Raw genomic sequence first — 16,306 nt, 5'->3', positions numbered from 1 at the left:
AGTCATGTCTATTAAAATACTTATCATTGAAGATGAAAAAAGTTTGGCAGATATGATCGCCCTTCATCTTCAGGAAGAAGGTTATCATACCGAACTTATTTACGATTTCAAACAAGCACTTCCGACACTTATGCGTTTTAAGCCTGATATTATTGTGACCGATCTTATGTTTTCCGGTATGGTCGAATGCGCACTAATCGGCCAAATCCGTCAATATACGACGGTTCCTGTGCTGGTGATCTCCAACAATACCCTTCTGAATATAAGAATTAAAGCACTGGAAGACGGAGCGGATGATTTTTTATGCAAGCCATTCAACCTGAGAGAGCTAACCGCCCGTATCAAAGCCTTACTGCGTCGCTGTGGCCGCAACATGCCTGTCGAGTCCCAAGCCATAAGCAAAAAACTCAAAAAAGTGCGGGTCTGGGTAAATGATTACCGTCACAGCCTGTTGGTCGATGATCGGGAGGTTGAAGTAACTCAAATTGAATTTTCCATTATAAAAGAGCTATCCTGCTACCCGGGGAAAGTCTTTACCCGCAGCGAGCTGATGGATCGGATTAAAGGCGGAGACGGTGCCTATCTCGATCGCACGATCGACGTACATATCTCCAGTCTCCGCAAAAAAATCGAACGTGATCCCAAAAATCCTCAGCACATCCGCACCGTTTGGGGCCGAGGGTACAAATACGAGATGTAGCCGTGCCCTCTAATGGCTACTGAATTGCATCATGATAACTTCCTTCTATGGAATCTTTCGCTTTTTCCATCGCCGATATGGAAGAAAGCAAGCTGCTCCACCAAGAATCCCAATGATGAACAGTATCCAGCCAAAACGGTAGGCGGAAGCCAGAATAATGACGACCTTGCCGCTTCCGCTGCCACTGGTTATAAATCCGGTAGTCACTCCGTTCACCGACAGACGGGCACGCTGGGTTTCACTTCCCAGTCTGAATTCCCACAGTGGATTGGGCGACTCGGTTTCCCGAATCAGCACCTGCTGATTCATCGGATTATACAGCGTGAAGCTGCGTTCCATGGAATTTTCACGAGTAGCCTGAATACTTTCTGAAGCATGGGGAGCCGTAAAAAAGGTTTCCATATCCGTCCCCTCAAACAGCGTAAGCTGATCCACTGTAATCATGGCCCGATAAGGAATGATGGAATAATGCTTCATTTGAAATAAGCCTGACTGCTTCTTATGCGCATGTGCCAAAATCTGAAACTGCATAAAGGCGGTTCCTGCCGGAGCCTTCACAATCTGATCATAATGATTCCATTGCTCCTTATCTCGCTCCTCCACCTCGTTAATATAAGAGGTCTGGAGGATTTGGGAGGCTTTATTCAAAAAAATAACCTTCATATGCCGACTTCCAATTTGATCTGACCGCGCATCCAGTTGTACGGCATACTCTTGCAGCGGCTCAGCCTTCATCTTCTTCGACGCATATATATTCCAATCACATGAATAGCTCGGTACGTAACGAATGGACAACCCCTCGCCGCCTGATGACAGACTCGTCTTGCCAGGCTGAATATCCGCCACGCAGCCTACATCATTGGTTAAAGATTCCTTCGTGTTATCCTCTGGCATAACCGTCACTTCCTGCGCAGCCATCCGATGAATATCTCCATACCCGCTCGTGGACGGCACCTGACTGTCCAACACCAGCGTTAAGCGATACTTCCCTTTGGTTAAAAACAGATTCTTGAACTCTACACGTCCATAATCGTTCAACAGACCAGGAATTTGAATGATTTGTTTGGCAAAGCCATCCTGATTCGGCACCGTTTCAATAACCTGATTTTCGGATGAAGAGGCAACGGACAACCGCGTATACGATTCACCTGTATGAATCGTTCTTGTCAGCACCTTGCCTGTCTCTTCATTCGTCCACTTCATCGTCAATGCCCCATGATACCCGGCAGGTAAATCAGCCAGAATAGCTGTGGAATAGGTTCCGGTTTTGGCGATCTCCACATCCCTGCTTAATGTACCTTTCTGATAGCTGATTCCCCGTCCCATGCTGAGCCTCGGCAGAGCACGCTCTGACTGTACATTTCCTTGGGCGTTAAAATCGTTCTCGGCCTCCAGCGTGAAAAAGAGCTTGCCTCGCTTCAATGCCTGCTCCACCGGAAAAGATAGCTCATCCAGTTGGTCTACAGGCACAATCGCAAATTGATTGACCGCATTAAAGCCTTGCAGGTTATTCACCGTAATCGGGGTATCCCCTTTGGGAAAAGCATGCTCCCCCAAGTCGACCCATTGGAACTGATTCAAGCCTTCATCATGGGTCTTGATGTCGACCACTCCGCCCGGCAGCGTAACTCGCAGCTTCCCGCCTGCCTTATTCATAAACACTCTTGCATAGACATGCGAGGTTTGCGGCTGTTCCAGCTTTTTGTGCATCGTAAATGCGTTAGGCTTGCTATATTGTCCCAAATCACGCAATTGGATATCATGAATCCACCAGTAGTTCTTTTGCTGCGGGCGTTGCAGGGTTAACAAATCCATTCGCATCCAGTAGCTGCCCGGCGGGGACACATATTCCCCGTAAAATTTCACACCGTCAAAATTGTATCCCTCCGAAGGTGCAACGACATAGCTAACCCCCAGCTCACGCATCTGCTTATCATAAAACCTCATTTTAACATGCATTTTGTTCGTGCCGCGTCCAGAGACGGTGATCTGAAACTGGTACGGGTTATTTTCCTTGGCTTCCAGCAACCCGGATCTGGCGACCTGCCATATATTACTTGGGTCCCCCTTCATAATCTCGCCGTGCAGGGTTGGCACATTATTCAATTCCTCACGCGGGTTAGCCTCCACACTGAACAACTGCGGATTATCCGGTTTGAAAAAGGTTTCGGTCCGCAGCATGGAATCAAAATCCACGACTGTTTTCCCCTCAATGCTGCTCATCTGATAAGGGGCCACATCCAGCTTCTTACTGGCAAAGGTGACAGCAATTCCAGCGTCCATTTCCATATCAAACGGGAAATTCCGTATATTTTGGGACGATAAATACCATAACCAATCGTTAGTCGAGGCAAAGGTTTTGGACCATTTTAAAAAGGCATTACCATCTTCAATGACATCAAACGGACGCAAATAATCCTCTGCCGGAAGCTGTGACAACAGCAAATCATTAAAGGAGGCCGCTTCCACATAATCCCCCTTGTTGACCGTCTGAACGGTTTTTAGCTCAGGCTTTAACGCACTGAACAATACGCCGAAGCGACTAAAATCAAATCCAGGCAGATGGCTGTAGCTCTCCAGTCGGCTAAACCCGTAAGGTGTTACAATTTTGCTCGTTAATATGTTCATGTAAGGGGGCGGCTGATCCAGATTAAATATGGAAAAAAGTCCGTTCTTGTATGTGCGTTTCAGCCCGGTCTGACCCTCCAGCTGAGACAGGTGGAAATCCTGCCGCTTCTCCTGTCCCTCATATTCGTCATGGTAGACCAGCTGATTGACCCCAAAAGTGGAGAATAGCCAGCCTAACCGCGAGCTTAATCCGTTGTCCAGCAAATACTCCAGAAAGTTCATATAATATGTAATACCGGAGTCATTGCCTTCATGGTGGAAGACTGTATTTTTAGGAGAAGAGTATACCTGAAAATCCCCGGTTGCCTTCTCGGTTGCTGTCTTCCCCTTATTCCATTTGGGCGTGGCTACGCCGTTAAAGCTCTGAATCATATTGTCGGCAATCGGAAAATACAAGGCTTTGCTGTCGAAGCGGTCCGGGTCTGTCAGCTTTTCAGCCATTTGGCTATAAGCCTCTGGCACTTGAACAGGCTTGTAATATCCCTCAATGAATTGGGTACGCAAGGGTGCAAAATACACGCCAAGGCACAGGACGACAATGACCAGCACCAGCCTTTTATACATTCGTTGCAGCGGCGATGATCCAAACCATTCCATAATCTGAATCACACCGAAGGTCAGTAGTACCCCGAAGTTAAGGGCAATCAGCCCGATAAACTTGTTGGGATCACGGAAAACCGAGCCAATCACAGGGGTCTTCGTCACCAGAATGACAAACCACTTGGCAATGGACGGGAAGGTTGTCCCGGTGGCGGCAACGAGAAACAGGAGCGTAAGCAACGAAAAGATCAGAATGATCGGATTTTTGTGTGAGCGCGTCACCATCGCATAGCCAATCAAGAGCAGTAAAAACCCCCCTCCCACATAAAACATCGCAGGCAGTGAGGAAAAGGAAAACATAGGCCACCAATAGCTCAGCAAATAACCCACATTGATTAAGCTGCTGTTACGACTGAACAGGGACAAAGTATCGACGACGTTGATATTATGCTGCGACGCCTGGGCATCCATCACCATACTGCCGAGATACAGGGACAACCAGTAAAAACTGAGTAGTCCGAAGAACACGCCAAAAATGATCCCTTTACGCAAAAAATTGCCGTATAACGGCTGTAGATAGGTGCGACCAGACTTGCGGTGCGTCCAGGTCAGCTTGATCAGCAGAAGCACGGTGAACAAGCCCAAATAAATCATGCCGAAGAAAAAATAATGAATCGCAGCGGCGCTGACGGTAAATACCGCAGCCAACAGAAACAAGTCTATCCAGTTCCGCTGGTACAGCCTGTGAGGATGATAGTTTTTAATTTGCTGAATTTGAAATTTGGGATCAACCGCGCTGAAAAAGAAACGCAGCATTAACGGGAACAAGCTATATCCACAGAGCAAATAGATATGCTGAATGCGGAATATAACCCACGGATTCAGTGCATAAAACAGTGCGCCGATCATGATGGCAAAAATGCGAGTTTTCGTAAAGCTCGGTGAATAATATACACTGACCAGCCGCTTGGCAAAGGCATACATCGAAAATGCCGAAACAAACAGTAGACCCGTGATAAACGACTTCAGCAAGACCGGGCCGCTTTCTCCGAATAGCAACGAAAGTCCATAGAAGGGCAAGATATAAAGGATACGGGGAGCATTGAACATGGTAGAGGTAGACCACCGTTCGTTCCATACCCCCATAATTTCCTCCAGATACCGATGAGAGGTGGCTCCAAAGGCAATATCACTAAATACGATTTGCCCTGGTCCATAGATAGGCGCAAGATATACGCCAATCGCAGCCAGCATCAGCAAGATTGCTGCCATATCATAGCGGTATCGAAATATCCATTTTCTTACCATGCCTGGCCCCCCTCTCTTGAAATTTCCGATGATCTTTCGGTTTATCTCTCCGTTATCTTCTCAAACGAACGATTGCCTGCAAGCCTTGATCCGTATTACGCAGCTTCAAGCGGCCACTGATCGTCTTTAGATAGGCATCCATATGATACAGGCTGAACGTATGCTCTTGCGAGTTTTCGGAATAGTCCGGCTGGAAATAGCTCCAACGCATCTTGTCATCAATACCGCCGCCCGTATCCTCAATGGTAATAACGATTTCTCCTTCTTCCAGCCGCGAGCTGACCTTAAGCACTTGCGTCTTCCGCTTGGTACGCAGACCCGTTCGGCCTCGATGCTGATCCTCTGATAGCTCATCCGCTTGTCCCATCGCCTGCACCGCGTTTTCCAGCAGTCCCTGAATCGTCTTGTACAGCAAGGGTGCTTGGGCCGCAATGGATGGAACTGGCTCTTGCCGCAAGATGACCTGAATATCCTTCATGTTCAACGAACGGTTCGCCCATTTCAGCGATTCTGACAACACTTCATTCATATCTGTGAAACGGATTCCGCTATTGTCGTGCATCTTCTCTTCCAGTTCGTCACGTAAGGTGCGGACTCCAGTCAGCAGACCTCCCAGCGAGGATTCCTGTTTGAGACGTCCCTGAATGAAATTTTCATTCAGCTCACGGAAATATTCCAATTCCTCATGGGTTGCTCCCTTTCCCTGACTGGAAGCTGCCTCAAAGCGGTTCACCAGATCATGATAAAAGCCTAACAGCTTCAAATCGTCACCGCCTGTCAGGTGTGTAGTCTGCTCTTGCAACTCTTGTAGCCGCTGCTCAATCGTCTGCATTAACGGCAAGTAATACGTATCCTGCTGCTGACGCATATCTTCATCCCGTCGTTGGTCCCACACCTGATTATTCACGAGCGCATCCTTCACGACCCGTTTGCGAAACTGTACGAGCATGGCCCACAGCATAAACAATAGCACAACCATGACCAGCCACACCTTTTTGCGAAAAGAGCTTATCCGTTGGGCAGTGTCCTGACCGACATCCTTAACGGAAATATAAAGAGCCTCCTCCCCCATGCGGCTGAACCCTATTCCATGCTTCACTCCCTGATCTTCAACAACGCCCGTATTGCCCTCCAGCAGCCTGCGGGTCACGCCCGTAATGTCTGTCCGATTGATATCCGGTGTGTTGAGGGAAGCTACGACCTTGAATTGATCATTATAAAATAAAACCTCATGCTGATTGACCGGTTTACTCTTGATCATGCCGCTGAGCATACCGGAGTCAATCGTACGCACCATAAATCCGCCCGTCTGCGCTCCTTGAATCCTGCATATGATATACTGGGCAGGCTGATGCTCCTCTGTCACAAAGGGGCTTACAGCGCAGCCGTTTTGCAGTAATTTAATTTGCTGTATCGCGCTTTTCATCTCACGGTTGTCACGTCCTGCGATGACACGATACTGTTCATCCAGCACATAAAATGCCCCGCTTCCACGCTTAAAGCCATCAGTATACTGACGAGTCTCCTGGTTCAGTATGTTTTTGCCAAGGCCAGATGCAAGCTCATTCAGCTCAGCCTGCCATGTCGCGTAGTGCTCGGATATACGACTGGACAATTCCTGCACTTCATACCGGAGCTGCTTGTCCTGAATATCTGCCAATTGACTGCCGAACTCCCGAACGATAAACCACTGAAGCACAATGGCCAGAAGCATGGTCATGCCCAGAACAAGCAGGTACAGGATCAGCTTTTGCCAACCCGGTTTCAACAAAGCCCATCGCTTCATGCTTCACTGTCTCCTCCATTCGATTCAAGTCGGCCCAGAATAGCCTGCATCAGACACTCCAGCTCGTAGCTGACTAGCGGCAACCGTGCGCACAGCAGCCGGGGAGTCCGGCGCTGGAGTGCAGCAAACCTAGCAGCGGTTTCCATTGCCTCGTCCGTCAGCAGCAGCAACTCGCAGGTTTTTGCAATATATAAACGATCCAGCTCTTCTTCGCTATACTCTCGCAGATCAACAATGTAAATATCATGACGATCGTCCATATGCTGAAGTGCGCTGGAGACGGTCAGGGTTACTCCCGCATGCTGTGCAGCATGATACTGGTGAAGCAGACGCATTCCTTTTTCCCAGAGCGCATGCTCCGCTGAGTCGAATCGTTCACAAAAAAGACGCAGCGCTCGTTCTGTATTGACATCTTTCAAAAATGCCAAAACGCTGATATTATACATGTAGTTCCTCATTTCTTACTTCCTGATTGGAGTTGCGCAGTTCTTATGACACCCCAAAACATTCTATTTGTTGACGACAGCCCTATGGTTCTGTCCCTGCTTGAACGGACATTGTCGGAAGAAAGCTTCACCTTATATACCGCCCATACCACCAAAGAAGCCTTGCAGATACTGGAGCAGCACCCCATTGATGTCGTGGTTTCCGATCTGCTTATGCCTGGTCTGGACGGGATTACCTTCCTTCGCATGATCAAGGAGGATTATCCCCATATCGTGCGGATCATTTTGTCAGGTCACCTGCATACGCAGACCATTTTATCGGCGATTAATCAAGTGGGCGTATTCCGCTTTTTGACAAAACCACTGGAGCTGGATGATGACACACTGAAAAAAATCCTATACAAGGCGCTTGATGAAGCCAAGCTCAACCGAAACCGACTGTATGCAGACCAGAACGCGACTTCCAACTTGTCGCTATTTCTAGACAGTATTCTCAATGCTCCATACCGACCTTATGTGCTGCTCAATGAGCAAGATATCGTCACCGCTGTACATGTTGCACTCACTGAGCTATATCCTGTCGGCAGCTCGCTTCGTCATCCTGAACAGGAAGGCATTCAGCTAACTGCACACTCACTGTATATACCGTATGATGAGTCGGAATCCTCCGATCTCGAGCTGTACACGGTGGATACGCTGACCCTGGGCCGTTCATCCTTACGCCTTATCCGCCTTAGCGAGATCGCCTGAGTGACGGGCGCCGCCCTTCAACACGGCGGCTGCCCCAATCACGGTCAGGCATGCATACATCCATAGCATCCCTGCCGTTAGCAACGGGTGACAGATATAGCTTTTCAGATTGCTCCATGTATACAGCACCGGACGGAAAAAGTACCACCGTTCCAGCGCCTTCCGCAATCCCCCCTCCTCAGACGACAGCGTACGATCCATCACCGAGAAGTAGTAAGCTTTTTTACGTAATACATCACGCAAATAGACCTGTTTTTCATCATGATATACACGTGTAAACACTGCCCGCCGGATGACTCCGCCAGACTCTATATAACGCAGGGTCGGCTGTATTTCTTCAAAAGCAATCTGCTCTGCGTTAAATCCGCCTGTCGATTCATAAGCGCTCATTCGCCAGAAGCGTGCTGCTTCAATCGAACGTTTTCCCAAGGTGTCACCCGCATTGTTAATCACATTCCGCTCAAAGACTTTGACTTTGGAAAAAAAGTTGGTCGCTTCCGAATAGGCCTCCTCGGGAACGACCAATGCGCCGATGTCCTGATGATGGTCAAAAAAGTCGATGCTCTGCTGAATCAAATGCTCGGCTAAAATCATATCGGAATCCAATACAAGTATGTATTCGGCACCCAAACGTCCGGCTTCCTCAACCGCCTTGACTCTCGCGACTCCTCGCTCTCCATGAGGAAGCTCCAATATCGTTACGGGCACTGGACTCCCTGCGGCTAGCGTACGAATCGTCTCCACCGTCTGATCCTCTGAGCCGTCATCGGCAATCACGATATGCAGATCCTTGTAATTTTGCCACATACAGCTCCGCAAACAAGGCTCTATTGACGGTTCATTGTTGTACGTGGAGAAGAGAATGACCACTTTGTCCACTCTGTTCCGCCTCCTTTACCCAATCTCCCATCAACTGCTCAAATGCAGCCGCCGTATGATCAAAATGAAACCTCAGCGCATACTGATACGCCCGCTCACGCATGGCCATATAGTCCTCGCCGCCGTTGGCTGCTCTTTCCATTTGTTCAGATAATCCCCGGACGTCGCCGTGGAAGCACAGGTATCCGCTTTTCCCAAAATCTGTCGCGTCCACCAGTCCGGGTGAATTACTTACGATGCTGGGAGTCCCCACAGCCGCTGCTTCGGTAATCGTCAAGCCCCAGCCTTCACGCAGGGAAGGGAAAACGAGCGCATGGGCGCGGCTCATCAGTTCCAGCTTATGCTCTGCTGAGACGAATCCGTAAAAGGTAATATCCGCTTGTGATTGTCCCTGCTCATCCGGTTCTCCGTAGGTCAATCCATACCGTTTCATAATCGGCAATAATTGTTCTGCCACATAGTTTTTATCGGTTTTTCCAGCGATCCATAACATAGCCTGCGGGAATTTTTTCTTAAGCTCTCCAAAAGCTTCAACCACCAGATCAATACCTTTATATTTCACAAAGCGCCCGGCGTACATAAAGGTCGGATGGGACTCCTTAGTTAAGAATTGTTCCCGAGGCCAGTGTTCAAACTCAATACCTTCAGGCAACAGATGAACTCGATCCGGGTGAAAGCCCAGCTTGAGCAGATCATAACGGGTAGATGGGGATACGGTCATTGTCCGATCCTTACGAGCAAGCTTGAGCATCAATGGCTCCAAGCGATATCCGATATGATTTAGCGGGAATCTGGCATTTTCAAACCATATTTCCCTTGTTAGCTGATGTATAAAGAAAATACGCTTGGGTGCCTCTACCCAGAAACGTGTGAAAAACTGATGTGTGTTCGCCTGATTAATCACATAATCAATATGCTTACGATGATGGCGATAATAGCGCATGGCATAATAAATAACGCTATACATGTTTCCTTTTCGGATATACGTAATTCCGTCTATGATTTCTTCCTCGGGCATCCCCTTGAGCCTGGGCGAAAAATGAATAAACTGAAAACGGTCTTGCTGTGAGCGTTTGAGCATTTCGTGGGTAAAAATTTCGGCTCCCCCGCTTTTAGGCGAACGAATGTCACGCCAGGAGAGCAACAAAACTACGGTTTTACCATCCTGTTCAGGTATTGTATTCACGGGTTGAATCCCCCCTTATCTTTATTTTGAACAAATATACATAGGCATCTACCACAAAGTAGAGAGACATGACGCCGTAAACAATCAATTCAGATAGCAGAAAGTCAGACGGATTTTGATGTGCAATATGAAAGGCTGCCAATAAAGTCGCAGCTCCGGCCAGCAGCCCGAACATAAATTTACGTCTGCCCACCAACACATGCACATGAACAAAGAACAGCACGATAGAAAACAGCCAATACACCCATCCTCCCAGCGGAATATAGGCTTCTGCCGACTGGTATGAAGACCCGAATAGTACGGGAATAGAGGTCGGGAATACAAAGGTGGTGCCCACATATACACAGATCGCTGCAACAGCCATTAATCCGGCATAGACGGCAACCAGCTTGCCCAGGGCTTGGCGATCATGACCCTGCGCACCGAGCTTTGGAATAAAGGCGGCAATCAGGCTGTACGACACGTAGTAGACCAACTGGCTGTATTTCAGTGCAATCGCATAGCCACTGGCCTGTTCGGGAAAGTAATGCTGCACATACAGCATGTCAATGGAGATGCAGAACAAAATAAATAAATTCGTAATCAGACTATCCGTAAAATCCTGGCCTAGTGATTTCCATAGCCCGGAAGGTATACGTTCCTTAGTGTGACCGAGTAAGGATAAGCCCCGAACCGAAACAGCCCAGCCGTGAAGCAGCGACAGCAGCATCCCCCCACAGCTTGCCAGCAGTAAGGCTTCCAGCTTAAGCCCTGATGCAGCCAGCATAAAAAACAGGCTCAGCTTTCCTAAAACCTCGATGTAATAGTTCACATTCAGCGACAGCATACGTTCCCTGCCCTGTAGATCTCCACGGCACGAGCTGACGAGAATATGCAGCCCTACCAAGCCATACAGCATGAACAACGGGCCGGATTGGACACCTAATAGCGAGCGTAGCAGCGGATGAAATGCCAGCAAAATGACCATGGCAAGCGCAGTTAGCAACAGTGGTGCTTTTAGCAATAGGGAACCGAGTGGCAGGCTACGCAATGGAAGCTTCCTGTCTCCCTTGGAGACCAGCTTGGCTGTTAATAGCTGAATAGACAGGCCCAAAACGGACAAAAGTGCAAAGAGGGCCAGTAGCGCATTCGCCTGACCATAAGCTTGTCCGGTAAGATACCAGCTCGCTGCAATGTGGAAGAAAAAATTAAATCCGTTCAGCAGCACATTAAATAGAGGAAACATCAACGTTCGCAAGCGGTTTGTCACGTGCTTATCTCACCCGCCGATCCAGCCACCAAATATCAATGATCGAGCGCAAAAAACGAATGGAATCCTTCCAGACATGGATATGCGATCCATCTCGGTCAATACACTTGACGGGTAATTGCAGCACACGAAGCTGGAGCCGCTTGGCGATAAACATCATTTCCAGATCCAGCGCCAGCCCGAGCTGTTCCTTCAAATGCGGGAACATCCGCTTCACAGCGACCGAGCTCATCACTTTAAGCCCTGTCTGGGAATCCACCACGCCTGTTGGTAAAAAAGGCCGGGAAATGACACGTTTGCCAAAGCTGACTACAGATCGTAATAAGGAACGGTTTTCAGCCGTCATGTCCTTGGTTCCAATCACCACATCATAGTAGCCCTGCTGAACGACATTAATCATTCTGGCAATATCCTCAATAAAAAAGGAATCGTCCGCGTCCACAAATACGTAGTAATCCGCGCCGATGGTGCGCATCCCTTCCAGATACGTTCCTGCCTTGCGAGTATTGCGTCCCAGTTCCCTGGTTTGAAGCAGCGGACTCAGATTCTGATTAATCCGGTTCACGGACAGGTCTGTCGCCGCCTCCAGCGCTTTGATCAAGGCATTCGTGCCATCATGACTGCCATCATCAATGAGATAAATAGAGCCCTCCACAATATGACTGCGGATAAAGGCTTGCAGCCGTTCAGCAAACTTCTTGACATGAACAAAACGCTGCTCCTCGTTATATACAGACAAGATAAAAGCAATATGCCGGCTTTTGGCCGAATACTCGGGATAGAGCAAGCTTTGAATTTCAGAAAGCATCTCTTCGTTGTCATTGGCTTGCCAAAAAAGCAGGCGCAAACGACCTATTCCAGTAATCTGCACCATATGCTGATCACTGAAAGGATGCGATACATCCGTCACCAGTAACAGCGGCATCTGCGGAAAGTGACTACGGATCTGATTCGCTACCCGTACAGCCTGTCCAGACTCCCTGTAATCAATCAGGCAGCAACATGCGTCTTCATAGACTGAAGTGGCTTCCTGATCCTCGCACTGTATATACTCGTAAAAATAAATCACGTTGGGATAATCAATAGCCCTGTGGTTATCGCTAAAAATGGCTATAGGTCCCTGCACATAAACATCTCCTTTTCCTCCGGGTAGTTCTATTTTGTTGAAAAGGAATTAAAAATGTTTGCTTATAGTGATTAAACATAGCTGCTAATCCTTCATATTTTTTTAATAAAATAGCTCACACATCTTGATATATATGGATAATGTCGAAGTGAGACTGATATTTAACATTTAGTAGAAAACAAGCATTTAGACCTACTCCACCCTGTAAAATACGTGCAAAAAGACCTTGCACTTCATTTTTCATATATAGTTCTTTTTGATCAAAAATAGAATAGACTATGGTTATTTTGTCATATAAAATTAGGGCGAATAAACCAGATTCACACGTCCATACTATGGACAACATGTCTTCTTTCGTCATGAATGGTCGTCAATATGAAGTGAAAGAAGGTTATTTATATGGAAGCATTTTATCTGAATAAGGATGGGTCATTATCCACCCCGCTGCGGGGAAAGGATATATTAGCCAATCCCCTTTTGAACAAGGGGGTCGCTTTTAACGAAGAGGAACGCAAAGAACTGGGTCTTGAAGGCATTCTTCCGCCGACCATCCTTTCTCTGGAGAAACAGAGCGTCCGGGCGTACCAGCAATTTTTGGCACAACCGACCATGCTGCGCAAAAACGCTTCCCTGAATGACCTTCACAATCGAAATGTCGTGCTGTACTATCGGCTGCTAACCGACCATTTGAGTGAGATGCTGCCCGTAGTCTACACACCTACGGTGGGGACCGCGATTCAGGAATATAGTCATGAGTATAATCGCCCTGGAGGCGTGTATTTATCGATAGATGACCCGAACGGCATCGGACAAGCATTCTATAATTCTGGCTTGAGTGGTGAGAATGTAGATCTGATTGTAGTGACGGATTCCGAAAGTATTTTGGGGATTGGTGACTGGGGTGTGGGAGGCATTAATATTGCGATTGGCAAGCTGGCTGTGTATACAGCTGCGGCTGGTATTCATCCCGGGCGGGTGCTGCCGATTGTGCTGGATGTGGGCACGAATAATGAAAAGCTGCTGAATGATCCGCTGTATATCGGCAATCGCCATAAACGGGTTCGCGGAGAGGCTTATAACCAGTTTATTGATACCTTTATCAGCAAAACGTTAGCTCAATTCCCAAAAGCGCTTTTGCATTGGGAAGATGTGGGCAGCGTGAACGCACGCCATATTATCGGAAAATACGGTCAAAGCATTCTCACCTTTAACGATGACATTCAAGGCACAGGAGCGGTCACCCTGGCTGCAATTCTTTCGGCGGTAGGCGTCACCAAGGTTCCGCTGCGTGAGCAAAAAGTACTTGTGTTCGGCCCGGGGGCAGCGGGAATCGGCAACGCCGACCAAATTCGCGGAGCCATGATCGTGGACGGCCTTGCAGAGAAGGATTCCTTCAAGTCGTTCTGGGCCTTTGATTATCGTGGTCTGCTAACGGACGATATGGAGGATGTATTGGATTATCAGAAGCCGTATGTGCGGAACAAAGATGAAGTCAGCTCATGGACCCGGTCTGATGACGAAAAAATACCGCTGCTAGAGGTCATCCGTCAGGTGAAGCCTACGATATTGATCGGAACCTCCGGCGTAGCGGATGCCTTTACCGAAGAGATCATCAAGGAAATGGCCAAGCATGTAGAACGCCCGATTATCATGCCTATGTCCAATCCTACAAACCTTGCAGAAGCGGTACCTAAGGATTTGCTTCAGTGGACAGAGGGTAAAGCCTTAATCGCTACCGGAAGTCCCTTTGAGCCCGTCACCTATAACGATACAGAATTTGAGATTGGACAGGCAAACAATGCCTTTGTTTTCCCGGGACTTGGTCTGGGCGCAATTGTAGTCAAAGCCAAAAGGATCACCCCTGCCATGTTTACAGCCGCAGCAGATGCTGTTGCCAATGGCGTAGATTCGAATAAGCCTGGCGGTGCGCTGCTCCCTCATATCCGAAAATTACGGGATGTTTCATACGCTGTTGCGGTTGCGGTTGCGAAGGCCGCGATTCAGGATCAGGTTGCTCAGGCACGCATTGCTAATATCGAGCAAGCCGTTCGGGATGCGATGTGGAAGCCGGAATATGCGAAGGTAAAAGCAGTGGAAAACGTAATACACCACCCGCATTAAGAGGGCTTTCAGGAGGAACAATCCATGAGTGTCGGACATATCTTTTACATTTTGGTGCCTATTTTCTTCGTCATTATTTTAGGGTGGTTCGCAGGCTTATCGAGCAATGGCCTTTCTTGCTGGCTCTGTTCATGGGTATTTTCGGCTTTTATGCCGCCCTCCTGCTAGTGGGTCGGTTTGCAGTGAAGCAATCGGTAAAGGTTTCCTTCCCGGCTCAGCCGTCGCTGCCATGATTGCTACACGTTTTGAAAGTCTGGAATCGGAAACAGTCTCTGCTTTCGTCATTAGTGCGGTCATTTCTCTTGCTATACTGCCTGTACTGATTTCGCTATTGGTGTGAATACATGCGTATAGTATAGAAGTTATTTTATCCATAAATAGATAAAATTACATTTATTCTTCAATTTCAAGCAATTCAGCTACTTGTTTTCTATATCTCGTAGCCCTACGTGTCCCGTGAATGAGATTGGACAATCTGGAGGCTGGAATATGGTATGTAGTACAAAACGTTTTCTGATCCATTCTTTTCTCGACCAATTTTTGTTTGATCTCCCACCCAAAGGGGGTTACAGCATTTCGTCGGTTCAATTTTATTACCTCCAAGCCTAGTTTTTGAAATCATATATGATGCAACACGTAATACACATTAGCTTAATGATCTGCCCATTTGGTAATGATTCAACAGATCATCCAGCTTCTTGGATTGTTCGATCACTTTGGGATGTGTTAAAAATCCGTACTTTTTCTGGACTTGATACAGCTTCCTCCTAGCTCTCTCGACACGAAGTAAAGTCACACCTTGATTCATCAGCATGATCCCTCCTATATGTCATATTTTAGAATAAAAAGACGTTTTAAGGGTTTTTTAATGATGATCCTACCAAAAAAGGACCGTTCCAAAAGTTCGCATAAACTGGGAAGTCCCCGAATTTCACGCAAAAGAACCTCCGTCTCCACTACTAAAGTGGGGATAGAGGTTTATATTAGAAGCCTCCGTTAACCTGAATGGGTCTTTCCAATCCATAGCTACCCAAGAAGCTTTTCTTTCAGTTCAATACTTCTGTTACTCTCAGCTAACTTTTCAAGTACTTCTCTAGCGTCCCATTCATGGATTGGTTGTTTGTCTTGTTGATATTTTTCAATAAAGCCTTGGAAGGATTCGCAGCTTATTTCAACAACATCAACATTAAAATGACCTTTAATATTTCTCATTATGTTTTTAACTTCAGGGTCTCCCTGATCAGGATGTAAATGAATTTGAAATAGCAAGCATAAGTTTGTTATAAAATGCTGATCTTCCTGACTAAGTTCTTTTTCAGCGCACCATTTTACAAATGGTGACAGTTCATCTTCTGCAAGACGTAATAACACTGATTTCCACTCCAGAAGAATTTCTATCCGTTTTTTTAGGTATTTCTCATCTAAGTTGTTCATTTTACCCCTCTATTCTAAAGGACAATTTTACTTCCATACTTTATGAGCCATTCTACAACCTGCCCCACTCCTTCAGCTATTCCTTTATCAACAATAATTTTAATTTCATTCATTAATATATAATTATTACCAGTCGAAGTAAGGGGAATTTAA

At 47.2% G+C, this 16,306-nt stretch carries 13 protein-coding genes and 1 pseudogene; 4 read left to right on the top strand and 10 right to left on the bottom strand.

Features of this window, described 5'->3' with window-relative positions:
- Positions 1-4 precede the first annotated feature (4 nt).
- Positions 5-700 carry a response regulator transcription factor gene (locus ACIFQM_RS13715; RefSeq protein ID WP_430044188.1) on the top strand — a complete coding sequence of 232 codons (696 nt, stop codon included), beginning with the start codon at positions 5-7 and terminating at the stop codon, positions 698-700.
- Between the two features lie 45 nt (positions 701-745).
- Here the strand turns inward: ACIFQM_RS13715 and ACIFQM_RS13710 are convergent, their stop codons facing one another.
- The 3 genes from ACIFQM_RS13710 to ACIFQM_RS13700 are packed head-to-tail and all read right to left on the bottom strand — an operon-like array spanning position 746 to position 7,408.
- Positions 746-5,176 (bottom strand): hypothetical protein, encoded by a 4,431-nt coding sequence (locus ACIFQM_RS13710; RefSeq protein ID WP_430044186.1) that lies wholly within the window; start codon positions 5,174-5,176, stop codon positions 746-748.
- Positions 5,177-5,228: 52 nt separating this feature from the next.
- Positions 5,229-6,962: an ATP-binding protein gene (locus ACIFQM_RS13705; protein ID WP_430044184.1), complete on the bottom strand. Its 1,734-nt coding sequence runs from the start codon at positions 6,960-6,962 to the stop codon at positions 5,229-5,231.
- Positions 6,959-7,408, bottom strand: coding sequence for a hypothetical protein (locus ACIFQM_RS13700; RefSeq protein WP_430044181.1), 450 nt, complete (start codon positions 7,406-7,408; stop codon positions 6,959-6,961). The genes ACIFQM_RS13705 and ACIFQM_RS13700 overlap by 4 nt, the downstream gene beginning before the upstream one ends.
- 45 nt (positions 7,409-7,453) lie before the next feature.
- On the opposite strand from ACIFQM_RS13700, the gene ACIFQM_RS13695 reads away from it, so the two are divergent.
- Positions 7,454-8,158, top strand: a complete 705-nt coding sequence (locus ACIFQM_RS13695) for a response regulator (protein WP_430044179.1) — start codon at positions 7,454-7,456, stop codon at positions 8,156-8,158.
- Here the strand turns inward: ACIFQM_RS13695 and ACIFQM_RS13690 are convergent.
- The 4 genes from ACIFQM_RS13690 to ACIFQM_RS13675 are packed head-to-tail and all read right to left on the bottom strand — an operon-like array spanning position 8,126 to position 12,598.
- Positions 8,126-9,037, bottom strand: a complete 912-nt coding sequence (locus ACIFQM_RS13690) for a glycosyltransferase family A protein (protein ID WP_430065684.1) — start codon at positions 9,035-9,037, stop codon at positions 8,126-8,128. The genes ACIFQM_RS13695 and ACIFQM_RS13690 overlap by 33 nt on opposite strands.
- Entirely contained in the window at positions 8,997-10,223 is a 1,227-nt protein-coding gene (locus ACIFQM_RS13685; RefSeq protein ID WP_430044175.1) for a glycosyltransferase family 4 protein, read from the bottom strand. The genes ACIFQM_RS13690 and ACIFQM_RS13685 overlap by 41 nt, the downstream gene beginning before the upstream one ends.
- Entirely contained in the window at positions 10,207-11,472 is a 1,266-nt protein-coding gene (locus tag ACIFQM_RS13680) for a transporter (RefSeq protein ID WP_430044174.1), read from the bottom strand. Before ACIFQM_RS13680 ends, ACIFQM_RS13685 begins: the two co-directional genes overlap by 17 nt.
- Positions 11,473-11,476: 4 nt before the next feature.
- On the bottom strand, positions 11,477-12,598 hold the full coding sequence (locus tag ACIFQM_RS13675; protein WP_430044172.1) for a glycosyltransferase family 2 protein: 1,122 nt from the start codon (positions 12,596-12,598) through the stop codon (positions 11,477-11,479).
- Positions 12,599-12,997: 399 nt separating this feature from the next.
- Between ACIFQM_RS13675 and ACIFQM_RS13670 the strand changes: the two genes are divergently transcribed.
- Positions 12,998-14,719 carry an NAD-dependent malic enzyme gene (locus ACIFQM_RS13670; RefSeq protein WP_430044170.1) on the top strand — a complete coding sequence of 574 codons (1,722 nt, stop codon included), beginning with the start codon at positions 12,998-13,000 and terminating at the stop codon, positions 14,717-14,719.
- A gap of 208 nt (positions 14,720-14,927) precedes the next feature.
- Positions 14,928-15,059: pseudogene (locus tag ACIFQM_RS13665) on the top strand (AEC family transporter); the annotation flags it as partial.
- Positions 15,060-15,112: 53 nt separating this feature from the next.
- Here the strand turns inward: ACIFQM_RS13665 and ACIFQM_RS13660 are convergent.
- From ACIFQM_RS13660 to ACIFQM_RS13650, 3 genes are all read right to left on the bottom strand, one after another.
- The gene (locus ACIFQM_RS13660) at positions 15,113-15,307 is read right to left on the bottom strand and encodes an XRE family transcriptional regulator (protein WP_430044168.1); all 195 of its coding nucleotides are present in this window, start codon (positions 15,305-15,307) and stop codon (positions 15,113-15,115) included.
- A gap of 58 nt (positions 15,308-15,365) precedes the next feature.
- Positions 15,366-15,533 (bottom strand): aspartyl-phosphate phosphatase Spo0E family protein, encoded by a 168-nt coding sequence (locus ACIFQM_RS13655; RefSeq protein ID WP_430044166.1) that lies wholly within the window; start codon positions 15,531-15,533, stop codon positions 15,366-15,368.
- A 212-nt stretch (positions 15,534-15,745) separates the two neighbouring features.
- A complete protein-coding gene (locus tag ACIFQM_RS13650) occupies positions 15,746-16,153 on the bottom strand; it encodes a hypothetical protein (RefSeq protein ID WP_430044164.1) in 408 nt (135 codons plus the stop codon).
- Positions 16,154-16,306 lie beyond the last annotated feature (153 nt).

This window comes from Paenibacillus sp. NRS-1782 (assembly GCF_050467685.1).
GTDB lineage: Bacteria > Bacillota > Bacilli > Paenibacillales > Paenibacillaceae > Paenibacillus > Paenibacillus terrae_A.
Note: the sequence above shows the minus strand (reverse complement) of the source record. Positions and strands in the feature narration are given on the sequence as shown.

Excerpts from the sequence above, each read along its gene's own strand:
- ACIFQM_RS13670 (WP_430044170.1), top strand. The coding sequence starts at position 12,998 with ATGGAAGCATTTTATCTGAATAAGGATGGGTCATTATCCACCCCGCTG.
- ACIFQM_RS13705 (WP_430044184.1), bottom strand. The coding sequence starts at position 6,962 with ATGAAGCGATGGGCTTTGTTGAAACCGGGTTGGCAAAAGCTGATCCTG.
- ACIFQM_RS13650 (WP_430044164.1), bottom strand. The coding sequence starts at position 16,153 with ATGAACAACTTAGATGAGAAATACCTAAAAAAACGGATAGAAATTCTT.
- ACIFQM_RS13710 (WP_430044186.1), bottom strand. The coding sequence starts at position 5,176 with ATGGTAAGAAAATGGATATTTCGATACCGCTATGATATGGCAGCAATC.
- ACIFQM_RS13700 (WP_430044181.1), bottom strand. The coding sequence starts at position 7,408 with ATGTATAATATCAGCGTTTTGGCATTTTTGAAAGATGTCAATACAGAA.
- ACIFQM_RS13695 (WP_430044179.1), top strand. The coding sequence starts at position 7,454 with ATGACACCCCAAAACATTCTATTTGTTGACGACAGCCCTATGGTTCTG.
- ACIFQM_RS13715 (WP_430044188.1), top strand. The coding sequence starts at position 5 with ATGTCTATTAAAATACTTATCATTGAAGATGAAAAAAGTTTGGCAGAT.
- ACIFQM_RS13655 (WP_430044166.1), bottom strand. The coding sequence starts at position 15,533 with ATGCTGATGAATCAAGGTGTGACTTTACTTCGTGTCGAGAGAGCTAGG.